This is a genomic window from Aeromonas sp. OTU364 (assembly GCF_038440395.1).
In the GTDB taxonomy this organism is placed as follows: Bacteria; Pseudomonadota; Gammaproteobacteria; order Enterobacterales; family Aeromonadaceae; genus Aeromonas.
In genome coordinates, this window is the sequence record NZ_JASATR010000004.1 from 77,443 (window position 1) to 98,033 (window position 20,591).

Below are 20,591 nucleotides of genomic sequence, written 5' to 3' on the forward strand. Positions count from 1 at the left end.
CGCCGCCTCTTGCCGACTAGAATCAGGGAACAGAGGCGGCCCAAGGGCCCGAGGAGGTCACCATGATCGAGTACACCAGCAAGCGCATCGTCTGCCCCCACTGCGGCCACCACACCCGGGTCGAGCTGGATGCCAGCCAGGGGGATCAGGAGTTCTACGAGGACTGCATGGCCTGTTGCAACCCCATTCACCTAAGGCTGCATAAGGACGAAGCACGCGACTGTCTGCAGCTGTTTGTGGATGCGGACGACGAGCAGATGTTTTGATTGCCTTTCGCTGACCAGGCAAGCGAGGGGGACTGGAGCGACGCCATGCCGCCCCCTGCTTGCCTCTTCCCTGATGCCTGAGTCCCTTAACTGCGCGGCACATTCCCCCATAAAGAAAAGCCCCTCGGAGAACCTCAAATCATCCTGAAGTTCGCCAAGGGGCCTTGTCGCTTATGTGATGGTTGTCGGCTCATGGATGTGCCAGACACAGGAAGTGTAGGCCCGGTTTCATCCTTCGGCGAACCTCTGACGCTCAGGCTCCGTCAGCCACGGCAGGCCAAGGAGTTGTCTACCACACTGGGGAAGGCGTTTATCCTCGCATGCCGTTGAGCCCGTCATCTCGACAGGCGTCTTTTGGGCTCAGCCGCAGGAAGATGCGGGGCACTGGCCCATGACGGCATGGGCTCTTGCCCTAAGTCCCGCCTTGTATTCACGGGAGAAAACAGGGCCCACTGCTGCGGGCCCTGCTTGAGATGGCGGGCCTGGATGGCTCAGGTCGGCTGACGCGCCGCCAGCACCCGCTCCACGGTGTCGACGATGGCCTGGGTCTGGGGATCGATCTCGATGTTGGTCTGCCAGCCCGCCTTGACCCAGCCGAGGTTGGTGCGAGCCAGGGTCTCCGGGATCAGGTTGACGCAAAAGGTGTTCTCACGCACTTCACCCACGGTCAGGCTGATGCCGTCGATGCCGATGTAGCCCTTGGTCAGCACGTATTTCATCAGCCCGGGGGCGAGGCGATACCACACCTGGCGATTGTTGGGGGTGTCGATAACGGAGATCACCTCGGCCGTGCCCATGATGTGGCCGGACATGGCATGGCCGCCGATCTCGTCGCCAAAGCGGGCGGCCCGCTCCACGTTGACCTTGTCCCCGACCGCAAGCGCACCGAGGTTGGTCAGGCGCAGGGTCTCCTGCATCAGATCGAAGCTGACCAGCTCCCCCTCGATACGGGTGACAGTCAGGCAGCAACCGTTGTGGGCCACGGAGGCGCCGAGCGCCAGCCCCTCGCCCCAGGCCGGGCTCGGCATGCGGATCACATGGGTGCGAAAGTTGGGCAGCTCTTCGATGGCCACCAGTGCGGCGGTTCCCTGTACTATGCCGGTGAACATGTCTCGTCTCCACGCTGTAATAAAATTGTCGGCAGGTTACCCCCGGCAACAGTGCAAGACAAGGGTGCCGGCTGACAAGGCGGGCCCCGATCGTTATAGTGATCCCATTCAATCCAGGCTTAACGAGGAAACAAAAATGCAGGTATATCAATGCTGTGAAGCCATTCGCATCGCCTACAACCAGATAGGCTCCGGCGAGCAGGGCTATGTGCCCCAGGCCATCGCCGCCAGCATACGGGCGCTCAACGCCGTGGCGAGCGACGACAGGGTGCCCGCGGATCTGCGCGAGCAGGCCGCCTACGCCGCCGCCAACCTGCTGATCAGCGATCACGAGGACGCCTGATCCCGGGTAGAAATGCACCGCCAACCTTCCCCGTTGGCGGATTTTCAGGCTAGAATGACACCCCCGCGTTTTGTCTCCTCCCGGCAGGAGATAAAAGCCCCTCTCATTTACCCGTTCTTTTCTCTTTTATCTGATCCACTCGGAGGTGTCAGTGCAACGTTATTGGACCGAGGCGAAGCAGCTCGTTCGTCTAGCCAGCCCCATACTGGTGGCCCAGGTGGCCCAGATCGCCATGAACTTCGTCGATACCGTGATGGCGGGTCAGGTCAGCGCCGTGGATCTCGCCGCCGTGTCGGTGGCCTCCAGCTTCTGGCTGCCGATCATCTTGCTGGTGCAGGGCATCATCATGGCGCTCACCCCCATCGTTTCCCAGCTCAACGGGGCCCGCAAACGGGACGAGATCCGCCCGGCCGTGCACCAGGGCTTCTGGCTGGCGCTGATGGTGACCCCCATCGCCATGCTGGCGCTCTACTTCAGCCCGCTGGCGCTGCAGTTCATGGACGTGGACCCCGTGATGGCGGAGAAGACCGCCGGTTACCTGCACGCCATCCTGTGGGGCCTGCCCGCCTTCGTGCTGTTCCAGGTGCTGCGCAACTTCAGCGAGGGACTCTCCCACACCATGCCTACCATGGTGATCGGCTTCGTGGGACTGGCTGTCAACATCCCCGCCAACTACATCTTCATCCACGGCCACTTCGGCATGCCCAAACTCGGCGGCGTCGGCTGCGGCGTGGCCACCGCCATCGTGCTCTGGGCCATGCTGCTGGCGATGATCGCCTACGTGAAGCTCTCCCCCCACTTCAAGAAGATCAACCTGTTCGCCCAGCTGGCGCGCCCCAACGGCAGCCGGATCTGGCGCCTGTTCCGCCTGGGCTTCCCCATCGCCATGGCCATCTTCTGCGAGGTGACCCTGTTCACCGTGGTGGCCCTGATGCTGGCACCCTTCGGCGCCGAGACGGTGGCGAGCCACCAGATAGCGCTCAACTTCTCCAGCCTGGTGTTTATGCTGCCCCTCTCCATTGGCGTCGGCGTGACCATCAGGGTCGGCCACAGCATAGGGGAAGGTCAGCCGGATCAGGCCCGGGTCGCCGCCCGCACCGGCCTGATGCTGGGCATGGGGGTGGCCGCAGGTACCGCCGCCCTGACGGTGTTGCTGCGCGAGCCCATCGCGGGGATCTACACCGATGATCTCCAGGTGATCACCCTAGCAGCGACCTTGTTGTTCTTCGCCGCCATCTACCAGATCTCCGACTCGGTGCAGGTGGTGGCCGCCGCCGCCCTGCGTGGCTACAAGGACACCCAGGCGATCTTCTACATCACCATAGTCGCCTACTGGGGCATGGGGCTGCCCACCGGCATGATCCTGGGACTGACCGACTGGGTGGTGCCGCGCATGGGGCCCCAGGGCTTCTGGGTCGGCTTCATCGTCGGGTTGACCGGCGCCGCCCTGATGCTGGGGACGCGGCTGCGTCTCATCTATGGCCGCTTCGCGAGCCCGGAGGCCTGCACCGCGCTTTCCCGGGCCCAATAAAGGGCGCCACGACGCCGCTCAATGGCGCGGCTCGCCTGCAAAATCAACAGGCTGCGCAAGAACTGGGCAAACAGTCTCCTTTGTGCATGTCCCTTGTTGACAGCCTTTGGAGGCATGGGTAGTATGCCGACCACGCAAGCGACGTCGTGTTCGCTTGCGTGATGAAAAGCGGGTTTATAGCTCAGTTGGTTAGAGCACTACCTTGACATGGTAGGGGTCGTTGGTTCGAATCCAATTAAACCCACCACTTTTCGCGATGCGTCCTTAGCTCAGCTGGTTAGAGCACCACCTTGACATGGTGGGGGTCGGTGGTTCGAATCCACTAGGACGCACCATCACGACACTGTTATGCGTCCTTAGCTCAGCTGGTTAGAGCATCACCTTGACATGGTGGGGGTCGGTGGTTCGAATCCACTAGGACGCACCATAACAGTTTGAATAAATTGCAGATGTGAATTTGATGTGGGTTTATAGCTCAGTTGGTTAGAGCACTACCTTGACATGGTAGGGGTCGTTGGTTCGAATCCAATTAAACCCACCACTCCCCTGCAAATGAAAAAGCCGCATTGCGCACCCTGCGTCCTTAGCTCAGCTGGTTAGAGCATCACCTTGACATGGTGGGGGTCGGTGGTTCGAATCCACTAGGACGCACCAAATCGGAAAAGCCCGCTCCTTGAGCGGGCTTTTTGCATTCTGACGTTGCCCTGCCCTCCCGGTCATCCTGATCCGGATCAGCCCCGGCTGCGGGGACTGGCTCGCTAGAAGAGATCCAGCTGCTGGCCGCAGATCCGGTCGAACGACTCGCCGATGAAGGGGAGGATGGCGTCGGCGATGGGTCTGAGCTGCTTGTCGATGTAGTGCTCGTAGTCGATGGCGCTGCGCCTGTACTCCAGCGGCTCGGGGCCGTTCAGGGTCATCAGATAGGCGATGGTGCCCCTGTGCTGATAGCGCTGGGGCAGGCCGCGGCGCAGGTTCTCCTCGTCCGCCAGGCGCGCCGCCCGCACATGGGGGGGCACGTTCTTCTGGTACTCCTCGAGTTTTTGGCGCAGCCGCTTGCGGTAGATGAGCAGATCGTCGTGCAAGCCGGCCCGGGTCTCGTCCACCATGGTGCGCAGATAGCCGCTGGGATCTTCATCGTGAAACACCAGCTCATAGAGGCGGGTCTGAAACTGCTTGGCCAGCATGGTCCAGTCGGTGCGCACAGATTCGAGCCCCTTGAACACCAGCTGCTCACTCCCCTCCTGCCCCTCGCCGCCGACCAGGCCGGCATACCGTTTCTTGCTCCCCTTCTCCAGCCCGCGGATGGTGGGCATCAGGAAGCGGCGGTAGTGGGTCTCGTATTCGATCTCGAGATAACAGGGCAGATCGAATTCGCGCCTGATCAGCGCCGTCCAGTTGTCGTTGATCATGGTGGCCAGCTCGCGGCCTGTCTGTTCGGCCTGCTGCGGGCTGGTCTCCCTGTTCAGGTGAACGAAGGTGGAGTCGGTGTCGCCATAGATCACCTCGAACCCTTTGGCCTCTATCCACTCCCGGGTTTGCTGCATGATGCTGTGACCACGCAGGGTGATGGATGACGCCAGCCTGGGATCGTAGAAGCGGCAGCCCCCCGAGCCCAGCACCCCGTAGAAGGAGTTCATGATGATCTTGATGGCCTGGGAGAGCGCCTTGTTGCCGGCCGCCTTGGCCCTATCCCGCGCCGCCCACAGGGTCGCGATGAGATCCGGCAGGAAGTGCCGGCTGCGGGAGAAGAGGGCGCCGCGAAAGCCGGGAATGGCCTGATCCGGGTGCTGCAACCCCTCCACCAGTCCCATGGGATCGATGCAGAAGGTACGGATGATGCTGGGATACAGACTCTTGAAGTCGAGCACCAGCACGTGGCGATAGAGGCCGGGCTTGGAGTCCATCACATAGCCGCCGGGGCTCGCCAGCCCACCATCGGCAGGCAGATTGGGGGCCACGTAGCCGCCGCGATGCAGCCGCGGCAGGTAGAGGTTGGTAAAGGCGGCCACAGATCCCCCCACCCTGTCGAGTTCCAGCCCGGTGAGGGAGGCCCGCTCGATGGCGAAGGGGATGAGATGGCAGTAGTCGAAGATCTCCCACACCAGCTTGCAATCTTCCAGGTTGTAACGGGCGAGCGCCTCCTTGTCGGAGTGGAACAACTCGGTGATCTTCTCCCCCCGGTTTGCCACGTCCTCGATATCCTTGCCGCGGCCGAGCAACTCGCTCGCCACCGCATCCAGGCTGTAGCTGGCAAACTGCCAGGTGGCGCTCTTGAGGGTATCGATGCCATCGAGCACCATGCGCCCGGGGATGATGACGTTGCCGGTCTGGGGATCCCCCCGCGACGAGCGCCAGAAGCAGAGCTCGCGCCCGCGCCCCAGCCGCAGGCGGCGCTTGCCCAACTCGGCGCGGCGCAGCAGCAGGCGAAAGTCGAAGTTCACCACGTTCCAGCCGATCACCAGATCCGGGTCGTGCCGTTGGAACCAGAGCTCCAGCGCGCCGAGCAGGGCGTTCTCGTCCGCCACCCACTCGACCCGGGTACCCCAGCTGTCGGCATCCGCCTCCGGGGTGCCTATCATGATGACCCGCGCATCCTCAAGGCTGTAGAGCCCCACCGAGAAGAGGGCCCCGTCCATGGCGCACTCCACGTCGAGCGATACCCAGGAGAGGGTCGGCGTCACCGCCTGGGGGGCGCAGCGCGCCTCATTCACCTCCCAGTAGCCCTGCCTGCCCCCCTTCTTCACCGCCCGGCCATCGAAGCGCACGCCGGCGGTGATGAAGCGCTCCATCAGGAAGCGCTCCGGCAGCCGGATATCCGCCTCGAAATGCTCCAGCCCACGAATGAGCAGCAGCTCTATGGCCCGGTGAAAGGCGCTCAGGGTAGCAAAATAGCAGCCCACCACAGGGCGACCATCGAAGGTGTGCATGGGCAGGCGGCGAAACCTCCCCCTCACCCCGGCGCCCTTGAACAACTCGGCGGCTTCGGCCATGTGGCTCTGTGGCAGGAAGAAGACCGGCTCCTGCCCCGGCACCACCAGCCGCACCGGTCCCTGGGCGCTCCAGAGCCACATCACGATTTCGGTCGTGGCGGCGTGCCCGTTGCGGCCCTGCACGTCCCGACCGTGGCGGGTCAGGATAAAGCCGTCGAGGGGCAAAGTGGCGGGAACGGGGGGCTGGGTCGCAGTCATGAAGAAGTAGGGGTCGGCCTTGGGATAGGACTATTGTACGTTCATACAGTGCCTGCTCGCAATCGTCACGCCAGGCTGCGGGGCGGGAGTCTAACTGGTAAGCTCGATCCCGTCGTCATCCCCATCAACCCTTTTATTACCGCGCTTCTTTATTACTGCGCGTCGCCGACGAAAGACGAAAGGAGTCACTGTGGCAATCTATTCCCTGCTGGATCGGCTCGCCATCCCCTACCAGCGTATCGATCATCCCCCCGTTTTCACCTGCGAGGAGGCAAGCAGGCTGCTGCCCGACCTGCCCGCCGCCAAGACCAAGAACCTCTTTTTGCGCGATCCGAAAAGCGAGCGGCTGTTTCTGGTGGTGAGTTCGGAGGAGAGCCGGGTCGATCTCAAGGCGCTGGCGGCACGGCTCGGGGTCAAGCGGCTAAGCTTTGGCTCCCCCGAACGGCTCGAGGCCGTGCTCGGCCTCACCCCGGGTTCGGTCACCCTGCTCGCCATGGTGCGCGATAGCGAACATGCCGTGGAGCTGGTGGTGGACGAGCGTATCTGGCAGGCCGAGCAGGTGCAGTGCCACCCGCTGGTCAATACCGCCACCCTGATCATCCGCCTCGACGACGTGCGCCGTCTGCTGACCCATCTGGGCCGAGAGGCCTGCGTCATGGCATTGCCGAGCGTGGCAGCCGATTAGATGGCCGACACCACCCTCAGGATGCAGCACCCACCAGAGCCGACCCGTTTCGAATGCCACCTGGCGCCGTCATCTGGTCGAGTGTGCCGAGGCGAGATAGTCGCTCTATCCGGCCCCAGGGCGCTCCAGAGCCACATCGCGATGTCGGTCGTGGCGATGTGCCCCTTGCGGCCCGGCGCCTTATGGGGGTCGAGTCTGCCATCCAGGGCCGGATTGGTGCATAGTCAGGTTATCATCCGTCCATTGCGTCCTTTCATGGCACCGGGAGCATCATGCGCATCGCCCTCTTCATTCCCCTGCTGGCCCTGGGCCTTGCTGGCTGCAGCAACACTTCCTCGTCAGGCGGCGATGCGGGGGCCGGCTCTGGTGGCGTCTATGGCGCCTCTTACTGGTGGTATGACGACTATTACGGCTATTGGGATGACTACTACCCCTGGTGCTGCGACAACCAGGGGGAGTTCGACGAGCTGATCAAGAAGTGGTGGAGCGGGCTCGATCCGGAGCGCCAGCAAGAGATCAAGGAGAAGTATCAGGATTGGCAGGAGAACCCTGGCCAGCCAGACGTGGCCGCCCTGCGAGGGGATCTGGCGACCCGCTGGAATGCCATGACGCCGGAACAGCAACAGTCGCTGCGTGACAACCGGCAGAACCGACCCAGCATCAGCAACCCGGACAAGGGCCCGCGCTCGGTGCTGGACGACAGAGGCGACACTCTCCCCAGGGCCGAGAACGGCCTGCTGGCCCCCGGGGCGCTGCCCAAGGCCGACAGCCCCTCCACTCAGCCCAGGGTGGATGCCAGACCCCACCTCCCCCGCACCATGACCACGCCGGTGCGTCCCCCCACCGTCAGACCGGCGATAAGACCCGGCTTCACCCCCATGAGAAGCTTCCCGGCGATCCGCCGCCGTTAGGGCGAAAGCCCGCACGCCATCAACCCATTGCAAGGAGCACGACATGACGCAACAGTGGCAACGCATTTCCTCCCGCCTCACCGACGTGGGCGGGATCCCGGTGGCCCGCGCCCTCCCGGTCAAGGAGCGGCGCACCATAGGGCCCTGGTGCTTTCTCGATCACATAGGGCCGACCCGCTTCGCCCCCGGCGCCCCCGGGCTGGACGTGGGGCCACATCCCCATATCGCCCTGCAGACCTTCACCTGGATGCTGGCGGGGGAAATCCTCCACCGGGACAGTCTCGGCAGCGAGCAGGTGATCCGCCCGGGCCAGGTCAACCTGATGACGGCAGGACGGGGCATAGCCCACACCGAAGAGTCCCTGGCCGGCCACCCCGACTTGCACGCCGCCCAGCTCTGGATTGCATTGCCCGAGCGCGATCAGGACACCCGGCCCCGCTTTGATCACTACCCTGAACTGCCGCGCTGGCAGGAGGGCGAGATCACCCTGACCCTGCTCATCGGCGAGCATGCCGGGCGCCGGGCCCCCACCCTGCACTTCTCTCCTATCCTCGGGCTGGACTTGCATTCGCCCCAAGGCGGGCACATGGTGCTGCCGCTGGACCCGGCCTTCGAGCACGGGCTCTTCCCCTTGCAGGGAGAGGCGACCATAGCAGGGGAAGCGCTCGCCCCCGAGCAGCTCCTCTATCTGCCGCCTGGCACCCGGGAGCTGGCGGTGACACTCGGTCCTGGCAGCCGCCTGCTGCTCATCGGCGGCGGGCCCCTGGCACAACCCCTGCAGATCTGGTGGAATTTCGTCGGCTTTGACAGAGAGGCCATTCGCACCGCAGCCCTGGATTGGGAGAGCGGCGCCCCCCGCTTCGGCGAGGTGGTGGGTTACGTTGGGCCGCGCCTAGTCGCTCCGCCCCTTGCCGGGCTCTGAGCCCGACAAGACAGACTTACCGTAACGGCACATATCGAATCGAGAGCTGCCTGCAGAGCTGCCAGAGGTGGAATCGATCGTTTCAGCACGGCCGGTAGCGGGCGTTCTTGGTGAGCAGCAAGGATTGTTTATGGATTTATCACCCTTCTATCACGCCAGCGCAGCTGTCTGCGTCCAGATACTGATCGGATACCGCTTTGGGCACTGGGGATATGGCGGCCTCATGGGGTGCATATGGTTTGTCGCACGAGAGCAGACACAGGCAGAATATAGATGGATAGCGCTGTTCGGGCAGGGGCGAAGGATCAACATGCCTTGGTGGGGAGGATTCGATCCCAGCGTCTGGGAACTGGGGAGTGTGCTGGATTTTCTGGTGCCGATCGCCGTGTGTACACTGGTGTTTGTGGCTGCACGCCGAACCAGCAGGCAGACTTGCGGATCCGGCTTGTGAGGTGGCAGCCATGTTCCCGGCTGATCCACCACTTAAACAAAGAGGGGCACATAGCCCCTCTCGTCATTGCAACCCCTTTGCACAACCAGCCTGATAGAGGTCGGTGCCCTGACACAGGGAAAGTAGACAGGAGGCGCGCCTCAAGTGCGCATCAGAACTCCTCTTCCTGCTCCGCCTTCATGCGGGCGCGACGGGCCATGGCCTCTTCCTGGGCACTCTCGATCTCGTGCAGCACCCCGTCCAGATCGATGGCCTCGGCACTCTCCTTGAACAGGCCGGTCAGCTCGGTTTCCGGGCCGAGCTTGCCATCTTCGAACAGGGCCCACATCTCCCTGGCATAACGGGTCTTGAGCAGCTCGGGGGCATAGATGCCGTAGTAGTTGCGCATGTTGTTGACGTCCCGCTCCAGCATGGCCCTGGCCTGGTTGTTGGCGGCGGCATTCACCACCTGGGGCAGATCGATGATGACGGGCCCCTGCTCGTCCACCAGCACGTTGAACTCGGAGAGATCCCCGTGGATGAGGCCGGCGCAGAGCATGCGCACCACGTAGCGGATCACCTTGCCGTGATCGATGAGCGCCTGCTCGGGCGAGAGCGCCACGTCGTTGAGGCGGGGCGCCACGTTGCCGTCGGCGTCAGTGATGAGCTCCATCAGGAGCACGCCGTCCAGGCAGACATAGGGGGTGGGCACCCGCACGCCGGCGGCAGCCAGCTTGAACAGGGCATCCACCTCGGTGTTCTGCCACACCTCTTCGTGCTGCTTGCGACCGTACTTGGAGCCCTTCTCCATGGCGCGGGCATCGCGACTGCCCCGCACCTTGCGCCCTTCCTGATAGACCACGGCCTGCTTGAAGCTGCGCTTGGAGGCTTCCTTATAGACTTTGGCGCAGCGGATCTCGTCGCCGCAGCGCACCACATAGACGTCGGCTTCTTTGCCGCTCATCAGCCGGCTGATGACATCGTCGACCAGGCCGTCATCAACCAGAGGTTGGATTCGATTTGGAATTTTCATGACCGCCCTTTTACCTTATTTGCACCTTGTTTGCACCTTGTTTGCGCGTGGCGGGAGGCCAGACAGGGCCCCGCTTTGCTCCCCCACCGGCCCCTTGCCGGGGGTGGCCTGGTGTGCCCCGCGCCAGCCGCCTCTCCCTGGCTCTCAAAACGGCCCGCAAGCAGGCCCTGTCCATCAAGGTTCGGGGGGCAGCCCCTGGCGGATGCGCCGGATCCCCTCCTCGTAGAGGCCATCCTCCCCTTCGTCATCCGCCTGGGTCTCGAAAATCTTGAGAAACCACATGTACTGCTCGGGGAAGCGGCCGAGCTGCTGCTCCACTGTGCGGTTCATGGCGTTGACGTCTGCCTCCAGATCCGCGGTGGGATAAGGGTCGAACGGCGGCTCCACCTCGAGCCGGTAGCAGCCCAGATCCTCGTCATAGCAGGCCAGGATGGGCACGGCCCGGGCGCCGGTCAGCTTGACCAGCTTGGGCAGGGCCGGCAGGGTCGCCTTGGGGTGGCCGAAGAAGGGCACGAAGATGCTCGCCTCCCGGCCGTGATCCTGATCCGGCAGATAGAAGAAGCTGTCGCCGCTGCGCAGGGCCTTGATGGCCGGCTTGATGCCGACGCTGCGCTCATAGACACGCCCGCCCTTGCTGCGCTCGCGGTTGATGTACCAGTCGAACACCTGATCCTTAGGGCTCTTCATCATGGTGCACAGGGGCACCCCCTCATCGGTCAGGTAGCGGCCTATCATGTCCACCGCCCAGGTGTGGGGCACCACGAAGATCATGGGGCGCCCGGCGGCCAGCTCGGCTTCGATATGCTCCCAGCCACGCACCTTGATGCGCCCTTTCAGGAAGGCGGGACTGCGCCAGGTGAGCTCGCCAAAGCCCATGAAGGTCTTGAGGCCGACCCGGATGGATTTGAGCAACAGCCGCTCGCGCCCGGCCGCGTCCAGGGCGGGGAAGCAGATCTTGAGGTTGGTCTCGGCGATGTAGGCCTGCTTCCTGGAGAAGCGCAGCAACAGGGGGGCCAGGGCATCGGCCAGCTTGTCTCTGTACCTGGCCGGGATCCAGGCCAGCAGGGAGAGCAGGGCAAGCGCCAGCCAGCTGCCCCACAGACGGGGGTGCAGCAGACGCAGATGAAAGGAGGTGTCAAACACCGGATCTTGTGCGGACATGGTCGCCATCGAATCATCAAAACAGACCGTCATTTTAGTGATCCTGACAATTTTTTCTACCCGGTATCCCTCAAGCGGAGTTTCCAAGTCACTGATCCGACTAGTTAGAAATAAAAAGTGGCCCACATGGGGCCACTTATGAATGCGCATCAAGCTGCGGTTCAGGAATGGGGGCTGAGTCCCTTGCGGATGCGACGTATCCCCTCTTCGTAGAGGCCGTCTTCCCCCTCCTGATCCTCGCGGGTATCGAAGATCTTGAGGAACCACATGTACTGGCCCGGGTGACGGGTCAGCTGCCGCTCCACGCAATCGTTCATGCGGCAGGTGTCGGCCACCAGATCATCGCTCGGGTAGTCGGCGAAGGGTGCCTCTATCTCCAGCCGGTAGCAGTGCGCCGCCTCGTCATAGCAGGCCAGCACCGGCACGGCGCGGGCACCGGTCAGCTTGACCAGCCGTGGCAGGGCCGGCAGGGTCGCCTTGGGATGCTTGAAGAAGGGCACGAACAGGCTCGCCTCGCGACCATGATCCTGATCCGGCAGGTAGAAGAAGCTCAGGCCGGATTTCACCGCCTTGATCACCGGCTTGATACCGGCGCTGCGCTCATAGACGCGGCAGCCATTCTTTGCCCGCTCGCGGTTGATGTGCCAGTCGAACACAGGGTTGCGGGCGCTCTTCATCATGGTGCACATGGGCAGGCCCCGCTGGGAGAAGTAGTAGCCCGCCGCATCGATGGGCCAGCTGTGGGGCACCACCAGGATCACCGGACGGCCGGCGGCTTGCTCGGCCTCGATGTGCTGCCATCCGCTCACCTGGATGCGCTTCATCAGGTACTCGGGGCTGCGCACCGTGAACTCGCCAAACCCCAGCAGGCTCTTGAGGCCGACCCGGATCGAGGTCATCAGTATGGCGTCCCGCTCTGCCTCGCTCAGCGCCTTGAAGCAGATGGCGAGGTTGGTTCTGGCGATATAGACCTGCTTTTTCGAGATCTTGAGCACCAGGGGCGCCAGGGCGTCCGCCAGCTTGTCGCGCCAACGGGGCGGCACATAGGCGAGCACGCCGAGCACGGCGAGGGCAAGCCAGCTAACCCAGTAACGCGGGTGCAGCAAACGGGTCTGGAACGCGGAGTCAAACACGGGATCTTGGGAGGACATGGGTACTATCAAAAGGTAGAAGTGGGCAATTGCGGCAATCCTGACAGGTATTACCAGTTAAAGCTAACTTAATGTCACCTGAATCAGTGACAATTTGAGCCTTTTCACGGATTGACAGCGCCCCCTGACACCCGGGCTGTGACCCCTGCTCATCCCTTGTCCCCATCCCGGATGCAACAGACCCCGCCAGGCGGGGTCTGCTCTTGGTCTAGACGGGTTGCGATCTTAGCGGCGCAGGGGCTGCTGAGGCTGCTCCCGCATGCCGATCTGGCCCAGCGGCAGGAAGAACATCAGGTAGCGCAGCGCCACATAACCGACGATCAGGGTCGCCGCACCGAGTTCCAGATAGGCCAGCTGATTGATCTGCGCCGCATAGTGGGCCGCCTCTGGCCACTGCGACAGCAGCTGACCCACCTTGAACAGGGCGGTGGCGCCGATCACCAGGGGGAAGGTGAAGGCGGCATAACCCGGCGAGAATGGCAGGCGCAGCAGCTTGATGAAGGCCAGGTAGATGATGCCTGTCATCAGCACGGCTATCCCCAGCAGCACGGCCACCAGCAGCAGGGAGGGATCCTGGCTCACGGTCAGGTAGCCGGCCAGCGACAGGCTGGCAGGCGCCGCCAGGATGGCGATGGTGGGCTTGGCGGCATCCGGCACCTCGTGACTGAAGATGAGGCGATAGAGCATCAGCGGCAGCATCAGGCCGTAGCAGGCCATGCCGAACCAGAGCAGGCCGTTGGCCAGGGCCGCGAAGGGGCCGCCCGGATAGGCGACGTCGGCCACTATGATCCCCACCGGCGGCACGAACCAGCTCGGCACCATGTGGTGAATCTCAAACGCCTTGGCCCTGTGCCAGACGAAGGTGGCGAGGAACACCAGGTGAATGGCCACCGCAAACAGCCAGAGCCCCTGCCCCAGGGTCGGGGCCAGCAGCCCCACCGCCTTGGAGACCACCATGGTCCCCATGGCATAGGTGGGCACCACGCTGCCCACCACGGGGTGGGCGAGATCCTGCCACAGCAGACGCGGGTGCAGCAGGAACTTGAAGGTGAGGACGAGGAGCAGCACGGCGGCGATGGCGGCCCCCAGCAGTTGCAGGCGGCCATCGAACTGACCGGCATTTTCCCAACACCAGCCGAGGCTGGCGATCCCGAGAGCCAGCCCGGCCATGGGGGTCGGGGCGGCGGCAAGGGAGCGACGGGTGCGTACGATCATGAGTGGTACCCTCTTGTTGATGACGATGTGTATAGGATAAAGAGGGTCTATCGTTTACGATATCTAAATGAATTGAACTAAGCGTTTAGGAAAATCAAACGACATGAAGCTGACCCTGCAGCAACTCAAGGTGTTTGCCACCATAGCCCGCCACGGCAACCTGGGGGGGGCGGCCAGCGAGCTCTGCCTCAGCAAGGGGGCCGTCTCCCAATCGTTGCAGGAGCTGGAGCGCCAGCTCGCCACCCCGCTGTTCGATAGGGTGCATCCGAGACTCCAGCTCAACAGCGAGGGGCGCCTGCTGCAACCGGCCGCCGAGGAGCTGCTGACCCGGATGCAGGAGATAGAGCAGCTGTTTGGCCCGGACGCCGAGCCGAGCGGCCAGCTGCGCCTGGGGGCCAGCCAGACCATAGGCAACTACCTGTTGCCCGCCCTGCTGGCGGGGGGCGCCCAGGCGCTGGGATCCGCCCCCAGGGTGACCATCGCCAACACCCACCTGCTGTGCCACTCCCTCGCCCACTTCGAGCTGGATCTGGCCCTCATCGAGGGGGAGAACCATCACCCGGATCTGGTGAGCGAGCCCTGGCTCGAAGACGAGATGCTGATCGTCGCCCCTCCCCACCACCCCCTGGCGGGGCAGCTGGAGCTGCCACTTTCCCTGCTCGCCGATGAGACCTGGGTGCTGCGCGAGCCCCAGTCAGGGAGCCGCGAACAGTTCGAGCAGCAGATCCAGCCCCATCTGCCCCGCTGGCAGGCGGGGCTCGAGCTCAACACCCTGGAGGCGGTGATGCTGGCGGTGGAGAAGGGGCTCGGCATCTCCTTCATCTCCCGCCTCGCGGTCTCCGATCGGCTGCACAGCGGCCGCCTGGTGGCGCTCACCCCGAGCCAGAGCTTCCCCCGCCAGCTCTCCCTCGTCTGGCACAAGCAGAAGTTCCACTCCGCGGCCCTGCGCCGCTTCCTCGCCTTCTGCCGCGCCCAGACCCTGCCCGCCCCCTGAGCGGCGATCAGGGTCAAACAACAGAGGGCGCCGTGGCGCCCTCTGTTGTTTAAGGAGGATGTGGCAAGGAGCTCTTGCAGGATGACATGCAACGCCATCAGCTCCCCAGGTGCATCCCCGCCTCCACCCAGCCCAGCACCCGCCGCGTCAGGGCATGGGGCACCCAGGGGGAGTCCAGCAGCCGGTGGCGCAGGCAATCGGCGAAGTGATCCGCCTCGTGCTGCATGCCGCCCCCCTGCACCGGCAGGTAGATGTCCGCCGGCCAGGCGGCAGGGGGCGTATCCCCCTGCCAGCGAATGTGCTGGGGGTTCCACCACTTGCCCTCGATGACCAGAGTCCACGCCTCTCCCGAGAGCCAGGCGTCCCGATCGAGATCCTCGATGATGGAGGCGCCAAGCTCGGCCGAGAAGGGGCCGCCGAAGCGGAAGCGGGCCGCGAGATCCACCTCCCCCGGCGCCCTGTCCAGCGCCACCTCGGGAGCTAGGGTCGCAAGCCCCAGCCGCTCGCAGAGGGCGGCATAGAGCCACAGCGGATAGACCCCCACATCCCAGGCGGCGCCGCCGTCGAGGGCGGGATCGAACAGCTTGCCGACCCGGGGCGGGGCCGAGCCGAACGCCGCGCGCAGGCTGCGGGGCGCGGGCAGCAGGGGCAGTCGCTGCAACAGGGCCCGCATGGCGGGGAAGCACATCACCTTCATGGCTTCGAGCAGCAGCAGGCCGCGCTCATGGGCGAGCGCCACCAGGGCGTCCCAATCCGCCACCCGGGTCACCGCCGGTTTCTCCACCAGCACGTGCTTGCCCGCCAGCAGCATCTGCCTGATCAGGGCGGCATGCTCGGGGTGGATCACCGCCACATAGACGGCATCCACCTCGGGGCTCTCGGCCAGGGCCTGATAGCTGCCAAAGGCCAGCCCCAGCCCCAGCTCACCGGCGAACTCGTCGGCTCGCCCCTGATCCCGGGCGGCGATCGCCACCACGCGCCCGCCCCTGGCGTGCTGATTGACGTCGCGGCAAAAACGCCTGGCGATGGCTCCCGCCCCGGCTATCCCCCAGCGCAGCAGTGGCGCGCTTCCCTGTGATTGCATCTCGTCTCCTCGTATGAATGTCCTTCTCCCCTTATGGCGAGGGAAGGCGCGGCACCGGCCTCTGTTCAGGCTGCCCGGCGGATCAGGTCCTGGCCAGGCTGCGCAGCCAGCTTATCTCGTCGCCCCAGATCGTCTCGTCTATGGTCTCGAGGATCAGCGGAATGCCGTCGAAACGGTGATCGTTCATGATGTGGTGGAATACCGCCTCGCCGAGGTTCCCCTCCCGCAGGCTGTGGTGGCGATCGACCCGGCTACCGAAGGTACACTTGGCACCGTTGATATGCATCCCCTTGAGGTACTCGAAGCCGACGATGCGGTCAAAGTCGGCAAACACCGCCGCGCACCCCTCGGAAGTGCGCAGATCGTAACCGGCGGCGAAGGCGTGACAGGTGTCGAAACAGACCCCGACCCGGCGCTTGTCCTCCACCCCGTCGATCAGGGTGGCCAGGTGCTCGAACGACCAGCCGAGGTTGGTGCCCTGGCCGGCGGTGTTCTCGATCACCGCCATGACCCCCTCGCTTCGCTCCAGCGCCCAGTTGATGGACTCGCTCACGAGTTTCAGGCTCGCCGCCTCGGGGATCTGCTTGAGGTGGCTGCCGGGGTGGAAGTTCAGGTAGCAGAGCCCGAGCTGCTCGCAGCGCCTGATCTCGTCCAGGAAGGCATCCCGGGACTTGGCCAGGGCGTCGGGGTCGGGATGGCCCAGGTTGATGAGGTAGCTGTCGTGGGGCAGGATCTGCTCGGGGCGAAAGCCCCCCTTGTCGCAGGCCGCCTTGAAGGCGCGGATGCTGGCATCCGACAGGGGCGCCGCCTGCCACTGGCGCTGGTTCTTGGTGAACAGGGCGAAGGCGTTGGCCCCGATAGCCTGGGCACGGGCTATGGTGTTCTCCACCCCGCCGGCCGCACTGACGTGGGCTCCGATAAATTTCATCTCATCTCCTCTGCGCGCTTGCTGGGTGCGCCCGCCTTGCGAGGCGCGGCAACCCTTGATGGGGCGCCATTATGCCCAAGCCCGCCCCTTGCGCCAAACCGGGATTGTCGATGGCGGCAATGGAAAAGGCGCCCGCAGGCTCATCCCTGCTCTTGCTCCCCATCAGTAGCCAAGAGTGCTACCCATGGTTGCATTCAACCCGGTTGCGGCCGTTTCGCTTCGCGGCATAGAGGGCAGCGTCTGCCCGCTTGAGTATTGAACTGAGCTCCGTATCCTGACCTGAGGACGCCGAGAACCCGATGCTGGCGGTCAGCCTTATGATTTCCCCTTCGTACTCGATGATCTGCTGCTCGATGAGCGCGCGAATATTGTCAAATATGGATGCATCATTTTCAGGATGACAATCGCTCACAATTATTGCGAACTCCTCTCCACCTATTCTGGCGAATATGTCGTCTGCCCTGATTTCTCTTTTTACCAGCTTGGCAATCGCCTTCAGCACATAATCACCCGCATCATGCCCATATTTATCATTCAGATTTTTAAAGTGATCCAGATCCAATATGCCGACAAAAATGGGCGTATCAGCCAATCTCGACATTATTAATCTGCGTTCACCCTCGTTCATGAATGCTCTTCGATTGGCGGTTTCCGTCAGATAGTCTGTTGATGCCTGCTGCTCCATTTCCGTCACCTGCAGGTGCAGCTGTATATTGAGGGCAAGCCAGTTGGCCAGGCATTGCAACAAGATGGCGTGTTCGGCGCTGTAATAGGCTCTCTGGTGGTGTGCAACATTCAGGGTCCCGATACAGACCGAGCCCTGCATCATGGGCGCATCCATGCAACACCCCATGCCGTGCCGGGACAAGATCTTGCAGTCCAGATCGGGGGACTGGCTCAAGTCGTCACAGATCGTCAGCATGCTGGTCGAAAAGACCCGACCCACCATGGAGCCATGAATGGGAACCAGAGACTCCATGGGAATCGCATTATTCCCCATCACCGAATAGAGCTTCAAGGAGGCATCATTCTCCTTGATGGTGATGCTGGCCCTCTCGGCAGAAAAAAGATAAAAAATCCAATTCGCCATCACATTCAATACATCTTGAAGCGAGGCCGCCTGGGTCAGATCTTGAATAAAGGAGACGGGAATGGTGATCTTCTGCCCTGGGCCAATATTGGATAAAAAGTTTGGATCAAATTTTCTTTCATTATTTTGATTGTGCATGGCGACCTCGCACTATTTTATTATGAGAGCCTGGCCTTGCTCTGATCCGCAGCAGCCAAGAGTCCAGATAACCATTTTCTATGTATCCATATTTTCTTGCTCAAGAGTATAACAACCATGTGGGAACTGGAACGCTTGTTCTGTGGCACATCATTTTTCGGATAAATAACGACCCAATAAAGACAACGTCAACACTAGAGGTCGATGCAATGGTTATCGCGTGCCATTGCAAAGGGGCGAGGACAAGGCGCGCCTGGGCGACGCTTTCACTTCTTCCTTGATGGTCGCGACCTCATGGTGAGCAGGCCGTCGCCGAGCCCTCGCCATGGAAAAGGCGCCCGCAGGCGCCTTGATGATGGATGCAGGGCTCGCCCTCAATAGGCCAGGCCGGCGCCATAGGGGTAGAGCGGGTTCGCGGAGTCCTTCGCCACGTCCGGGTGCTGGTCTTGCACCGCCTGCCAGCTGGAGGGCAGCTCGAAGGGCAGCTTGCCGTTGGCCTTGACCTTGCCGCTGATGACGTCGAACAGCGCCTGATCCAGGGCACCGAAGTTGGCGAGCAGCACCTGGGCCGCCGGTGCCACCTCGGTCAGGATGGCGGGCCTGTCCAGATAGACGGAGAGCACCATGGGCACCCCGGCCTGCGCTATGGCCTGGATGGCGGCGTACTCGTCCGCCCCGCGGTAGACCCCCTCGTGGGCCGTCTCCTGCACCACCTGATCGGCGCTGGCAAAGCCGAGCTGACCGAAGTGGATGCTGCCAAACGGGAAGCGGGGATCCTGCTCACCCGGGGCGTTGACCCGCACTATGGCGAGATCGGCCTGGGCCAGCTCGGTCACTACGGTGTAGCCGTTGGCCGCGGCCACCTCGGCGTTGACGTTATGCAGGTAGACCCGCTTGCCGTCCGCCTTGAGCGGCAGCAACGAGCCCTCGTTCTTCAGCAACACGTGGGACGCCGCCTGGGCGGCCTGAGCCTCCTGCTGGAACTCGGCCTTGCCCACCAGGGCCACCGCAGCCTGGGTATCCACATAGGGGTTCTCGAACAGCCCCAGGGCGAACTTCTGTTCCAGGATCCGCTCGGCCGAGGTGGTGATGGCCGCCTCGGTCACCAGGCCGCTCTGCACCGCCGCCAGCAAGGGGGCGGGATCTTCCACGCCGCCGAACTGATCCACCCCGGCGTCGATGGCCTTGGCGTAGCGCTCGGCCTTGGTGAGCTTCTCCACCCCCCAGGACATGCCAAAGGGCACTGTCCAGGGGCTGACCCCCGCCGTCACCTCATCCTGGGTCAGCCCCTGCTCGCAGCGGCTGTCGCAGTCGTTGACTATGCCCCAGTCGCTCAGCACCACGCCGTCGAACTTGAAGTGGCCCCGCAGCAAGTCGGTGAGGATCTGGCGATTGAAGCCAAAGCCCACCTCCTCGATGGCCTGGCCTTCATAGGTCAGCCCCTCGGGCAGGGCGTAATAGGGCATCACGGCCCCCACCCTGGCCTCGAAGGCCCCCTCGAAGGGCACCAGGTGATAGGCGAACTGGCCGCCCGGGTAGACCTGCTCCTTGCCCCAGGGGTTGTGGGCATCCAGGCCGTTTTTCTGGGGACCGGCTCCGGCGAAGTGCTTGACCACGGTGACCACGCTCTCCTTGCCTATGCCGTCGCTCCCCTGCTGGAAGCCCTCTATGTAGGCCTTGACCAGGGATTTGGCGAGCAGGTTGTCCTCGCCGAAGGTGCCGTTGATGCGGCCCCAGCGCGGCTCGGTCGCGAGATCCGCCTGGGGAGAGAGGGCCTCGTGAATACCGACGGCCCTGTACTCCTGGCGGGCGATGTCGCCAAAGCGCTGCACCAGGGCGGCATCGCCGATGGCGGCGAGCCCCAGGGTCTCGGGCCACTGGGAGAAGGCCCCGGCACCTATGCTGGTGGCGTTGGGATCATGGGTGAAGTGGTTGCGGGGATCCGTGCTCACCGTCATGGGGATGCCGAGCCCCACCCCTTCCAGCAGGGCCTGCAGCCGGTTGTTGTCGTCGGCGATGGCCGCCGGATCCCCCGCCATGCGGGTGATGAAGGTATTGACGCCGTCTTCCCGCAGCATCTTCTCCATGGCGGTGAGGTTGACCCGCCCGTCTGCGTCCAGCACCAGGGTGCCGTGCATCATCAGGCCCGCCTTCTGGGCCAGGGAGAGCCTGCCCACCAGATCCCGGGCCCGCTCGGCGGCGCCAAGGCGCCAGTCTTCATAGGGAGTCAGGGTGCCGCTGCCATCGAGATCCTTGAATTGCAGGCCATCCTGCTCGATCAGGCTGACGGTGCGGTGGCCCAGAGTGGGCTGCTCCGGCTTGGGGGTGGAGTCGTTGTCATTGCACCCTGCCAGCAGCAGGGCCCCTATGCCGAGGGCGACGCGGGTTCGGGAGAGCGAGTGGTATTTCATT

General features: G+C 63.5%; 17 protein-coding genes and 5 tRNA genes. 12 read left to right on the plus strand and 10 right to left on the minus strand.

The window, feature by feature from the left end; all coding sequences use genetic code 11:
• Positions 1-62: 62 nt before the first annotated feature.
• Positions 63-266 (plus strand): CPXCG motif-containing cysteine-rich protein, encoded by a 204-nt coding sequence (locus AAHB08_RS06360; RefSeq protein WP_342058437.1) that lies wholly within the window; start codon positions 63-65, stop codon positions 264-266.
• A 491-nt stretch (positions 267-757) separates the two neighbouring features.
• Here the strand turns inward: AAHB08_RS06360 and AAHB08_RS06365 are convergent, their stop codons facing one another.
• Entirely contained in the window at positions 758-1,375 is a 618-nt protein-coding gene (locus tag AAHB08_RS06365; protein ID WP_342058438.1) for a riboflavin synthase subunit alpha, read from the minus strand.
• A gap of 136 nt (positions 1,376-1,511) precedes the next feature.
• Between AAHB08_RS06365 and AAHB08_RS06370 the strand changes: the two genes are divergently transcribed.
• The 7 genes from AAHB08_RS06370 (at position 1,512) to AAHB08_RS06400 (ending at position 3,903) form a co-directional block, all read left to right on the plus strand.
• Entirely contained in the window at positions 1,512-1,718 is a 207-nt protein-coding gene (locus tag AAHB08_RS06370) for a YaeP family protein (RefSeq protein WP_005324956.1), read from the plus strand.
• A gap of 151 nt (positions 1,719-1,869) precedes the next feature.
• Positions 1,870-3,249, plus strand: a complete 1,380-nt coding sequence (locus tag AAHB08_RS06375; protein WP_342058439.1) for an MATE family efflux transporter — start codon at positions 1,870-1,872, stop codon at positions 3,247-3,249.
• Positions 3,250-3,419: 170 nt separating this feature from the next.
• Positions 3,420-3,496, plus strand: a tRNA-Val gene (locus tag AAHB08_RS06380).
• Between the two features lie 11 nt (positions 3,497-3,507).
• Positions 3,508-3,584, plus strand: a tRNA-Val gene (locus tag AAHB08_RS06385).
• 15 nt (positions 3,585-3,599) lie between these two features.
• Positions 3,600-3,676, plus strand: a tRNA-Val gene (locus AAHB08_RS06390).
• 37 nt (positions 3,677-3,713) lie between these two features.
• Positions 3,714-3,790, plus strand: a tRNA-Val gene (locus tag AAHB08_RS06395).
• 36 nt (positions 3,791-3,826) lie between these two features.
• Positions 3,827-3,903: transfer RNA gene (locus tag AAHB08_RS06400), tRNA-Val, on the plus strand.
• Between the two features lie 104 nt (positions 3,904-4,007).
• Here the strand turns inward: AAHB08_RS06400 and AAHB08_RS06405 are convergent.
• A complete protein-coding gene (locus tag AAHB08_RS06405; RefSeq protein ID WP_342058440.1) occupies positions 4,008-6,437 on the minus strand; it encodes a DNA polymerase II in 2,430 nt (809 codons plus the stop codon).
• Positions 6,438-6,627: 190 nt separating this feature from the next.
• Here AAHB08_RS06405 and AAHB08_RS06410 point away from each other — a divergent pair, with 190 nt between their 5' ends.
• The 3 genes from AAHB08_RS06410 to AAHB08_RS06420 all read left to right on the plus strand — a co-directional run bounded on the left by AAHB08_RS06410 (position 6,628) and on the right by AAHB08_RS06420 (position 8,955).
• Complete coding sequence (locus tag AAHB08_RS06410) at positions 6,628-7,122, plus strand: prolyl-tRNA synthetase associated domain-containing protein (protein WP_342058441.1); 495 nt, start codon at positions 6,628-6,630, stop codon at positions 7,120-7,122.
• Between the two features lie 272 nt (positions 7,123-7,394).
• Complete coding sequence (locus AAHB08_RS06415) at positions 7,395-8,033, plus strand: hypothetical protein (RefSeq protein WP_342058442.1); 639 nt, start codon at positions 7,395-7,397, stop codon at positions 8,031-8,033.
• A 43-nt stretch (positions 8,034-8,076) separates the two neighbouring features.
• Positions 8,077-8,955 carry a pirin family protein gene (locus tag AAHB08_RS06420; RefSeq protein ID WP_342058443.1) on the plus strand — a complete coding sequence of 293 codons (879 nt, stop codon included), beginning with the start codon at positions 8,077-8,079 and terminating at the stop codon, positions 8,953-8,955.
• Between the two features lie 602 nt (positions 8,956-9,557).
• Here the strand turns inward: AAHB08_RS06420 and AAHB08_RS06425 are convergent.
• The 4 genes from AAHB08_RS06425 to AAHB08_RS06440 form a co-directional block, all read right to left on the minus strand.
• Positions 9,558-10,418, minus strand: a complete 861-nt coding sequence (locus AAHB08_RS06425) for a PA4780 family RIO1-like protein kinase (protein WP_342058444.1) — start codon at positions 10,416-10,418, stop codon at positions 9,558-9,560.
• Between the two features lie 174 nt (positions 10,419-10,592).
• On the minus strand, positions 10,593-11,588 hold the full coding sequence (locus tag AAHB08_RS06430) for an LpxL/LpxP family acyltransferase (RefSeq protein ID WP_342058555.1): 996 nt from the start codon (positions 11,586-11,588) through the stop codon (positions 10,593-10,595).
• Between the two features lie 152 nt (positions 11,589-11,740).
• Complete coding sequence (gene lpxM, locus AAHB08_RS06435) at positions 11,741-12,730, minus strand: lauroyl-Kdo(2)-lipid IV(A) myristoyltransferase (protein WP_342058445.1); 990 nt, start codon at positions 12,728-12,730, stop codon at positions 11,741-11,743.
• Between the two features lie 225 nt (positions 12,731-12,955).
• The gene (locus AAHB08_RS06440; protein WP_342058446.1) at positions 12,956-13,945 is read right to left on the minus strand and encodes a TDT family transporter; all 990 of its coding nucleotides are present in this window, start codon (positions 13,943-13,945) and stop codon (positions 12,956-12,958) included.
• A gap of 103 nt (positions 13,946-14,048) precedes the next feature.
• On the opposite strand from AAHB08_RS06440, the gene AAHB08_RS06445 reads away from it, so the two are divergent.
• Positions 14,049-14,939 (plus strand): LysR substrate-binding domain-containing protein, encoded by an 891-nt coding sequence (locus AAHB08_RS06445; protein ID WP_342058447.1) that lies wholly within the window; start codon positions 14,049-14,051, stop codon positions 14,937-14,939.
• 97 nt (positions 14,940-15,036) lie between these two features.
• On the opposite strand, the gene AAHB08_RS06450 is transcribed toward AAHB08_RS06445, so the two are convergent.
• The 4 genes from AAHB08_RS06450 to AAHB08_RS06465 all read right to left on the minus strand — a co-directional run bounded on the left by AAHB08_RS06450 (position 15,037) and on the right by AAHB08_RS06465 (position 20,590).
• Positions 15,037-16,023 (minus strand): Gfo/Idh/MocA family protein, encoded by a 987-nt coding sequence (locus AAHB08_RS06450; RefSeq protein ID WP_342058448.1) that lies wholly within the window; start codon positions 16,021-16,023, stop codon positions 15,037-15,039.
• 82 nt (positions 16,024-16,105) lie between these two features.
• Positions 16,106-16,951 carry a deoxyribonuclease IV gene (gene nfo, locus AAHB08_RS06455; protein WP_342058449.1) on the minus strand — a complete coding sequence of 282 codons (846 nt, stop codon included), beginning with the start codon at positions 16,949-16,951 and terminating at the stop codon, positions 16,106-16,108.
• Between the two features lie 178 nt (positions 16,952-17,129).
• Positions 17,130-18,179, minus strand: a complete 1,050-nt coding sequence (locus AAHB08_RS06460; RefSeq protein ID WP_342058450.1) for a sensor domain-containing diguanylate cyclase — start codon at positions 18,177-18,179, stop codon at positions 17,130-17,132.
• 374 nt (positions 18,180-18,553) lie between these two features.
• Positions 18,554-20,590, minus strand: coding sequence for a glycoside hydrolase family 3 protein (locus tag AAHB08_RS06465; RefSeq protein WP_342058451.1), 2,037 nt, complete (start codon positions 20,588-20,590; stop codon positions 18,554-18,556).
• Position 20,591: the final 1 nt, after the last annotated feature.

Coding starts and splice junctions, on each gene's coding strand:
- AAHB08_RS06465 (WP_342058451.1), bottom strand. CDS start 20,590: ATGAAATACCACTCGCTCTCCCGAACCCGCGTCGCCCTCGGCATAGGG.
- AAHB08_RS06430 (WP_342058555.1), bottom strand. CDS start 11,588: ATGGCGACCATGTCCGCACAAGATCCGGTGTTTGACACCTCCTTTCAT.
- AAHB08_RS06405 (WP_342058440.1), bottom strand. CDS start 6,437: ATGACTGCGACCCAGCCCCCCGTTCCCGCCACTTTGCCCCTCGACGGC.
- AAHB08_RS06445 (WP_342058447.1), top strand. CDS start 14,049: ATGAAGCTGACCCTGCAGCAACTCAAGGTGTTTGCCACCATAGCCCGC.
- AAHB08_RS06360 (WP_342058437.1), top strand. CDS start 63: ATGATCGAGTACACCAGCAAGCGCATCGTCTGCCCCCACTGCGGCCAC.
- AAHB08_RS06420 (WP_342058443.1), top strand. CDS start 8,077: ATGACGCAACAGTGGCAACGCATTTCCTCCCGCCTCACCGACGTGGGC.
- AAHB08_RS06440 (WP_342058446.1), bottom strand. CDS start 13,945: ATGATCGTACGCACCCGTCGCTCCCTTGCCGCCGCCCCGACCCCCATG.
- AAHB08_RS06415 (WP_342058442.1), top strand. CDS start 7,395: ATGCGCATCGCCCTCTTCATTCCCCTGCTGGCCCTGGGCCTTGCTGGC.
- AAHB08_RS06370 (WP_005324956.1), top strand. CDS start 1,512: ATGCAGGTATATCAATGCTGTGAAGCCATTCGCATCGCCTACAACCAG.
- AAHB08_RS06365 (WP_342058438.1), bottom strand. CDS start 1,375: ATGTTCACCGGCATAGTACAGGGAACCGCCGCACTGGTGGCCATCGAA.
- lpxM (WP_342058445.1), bottom strand. CDS start 12,730: ATGTCCTCCCAAGATCCCGTGTTTGACTCCGCGTTCCAGACCCGTTTG.
- AAHB08_RS06460 (WP_342058450.1), bottom strand. CDS start 18,179: ATGCACAATCAAAATAATGAAAGAAAATTTGATCCAAACTTTTTATCC.
- nfo (WP_342058449.1), bottom strand. CDS start 16,951: ATGAAATTTATCGGAGCCCACGTCAGTGCGGCCGGCGGGGTGGAGAAC.
- AAHB08_RS06450 (WP_342058448.1), bottom strand. CDS start 16,023: ATGCAATCACAGGGAAGCGCGCCACTGCTGCGCTGGGGGATAGCCGGG.
- AAHB08_RS06425 (WP_342058444.1), bottom strand. CDS start 10,418: ATGAAAATTCCAAATCGAATCCAACCTCTGGTTGATGACGGCCTGGTC.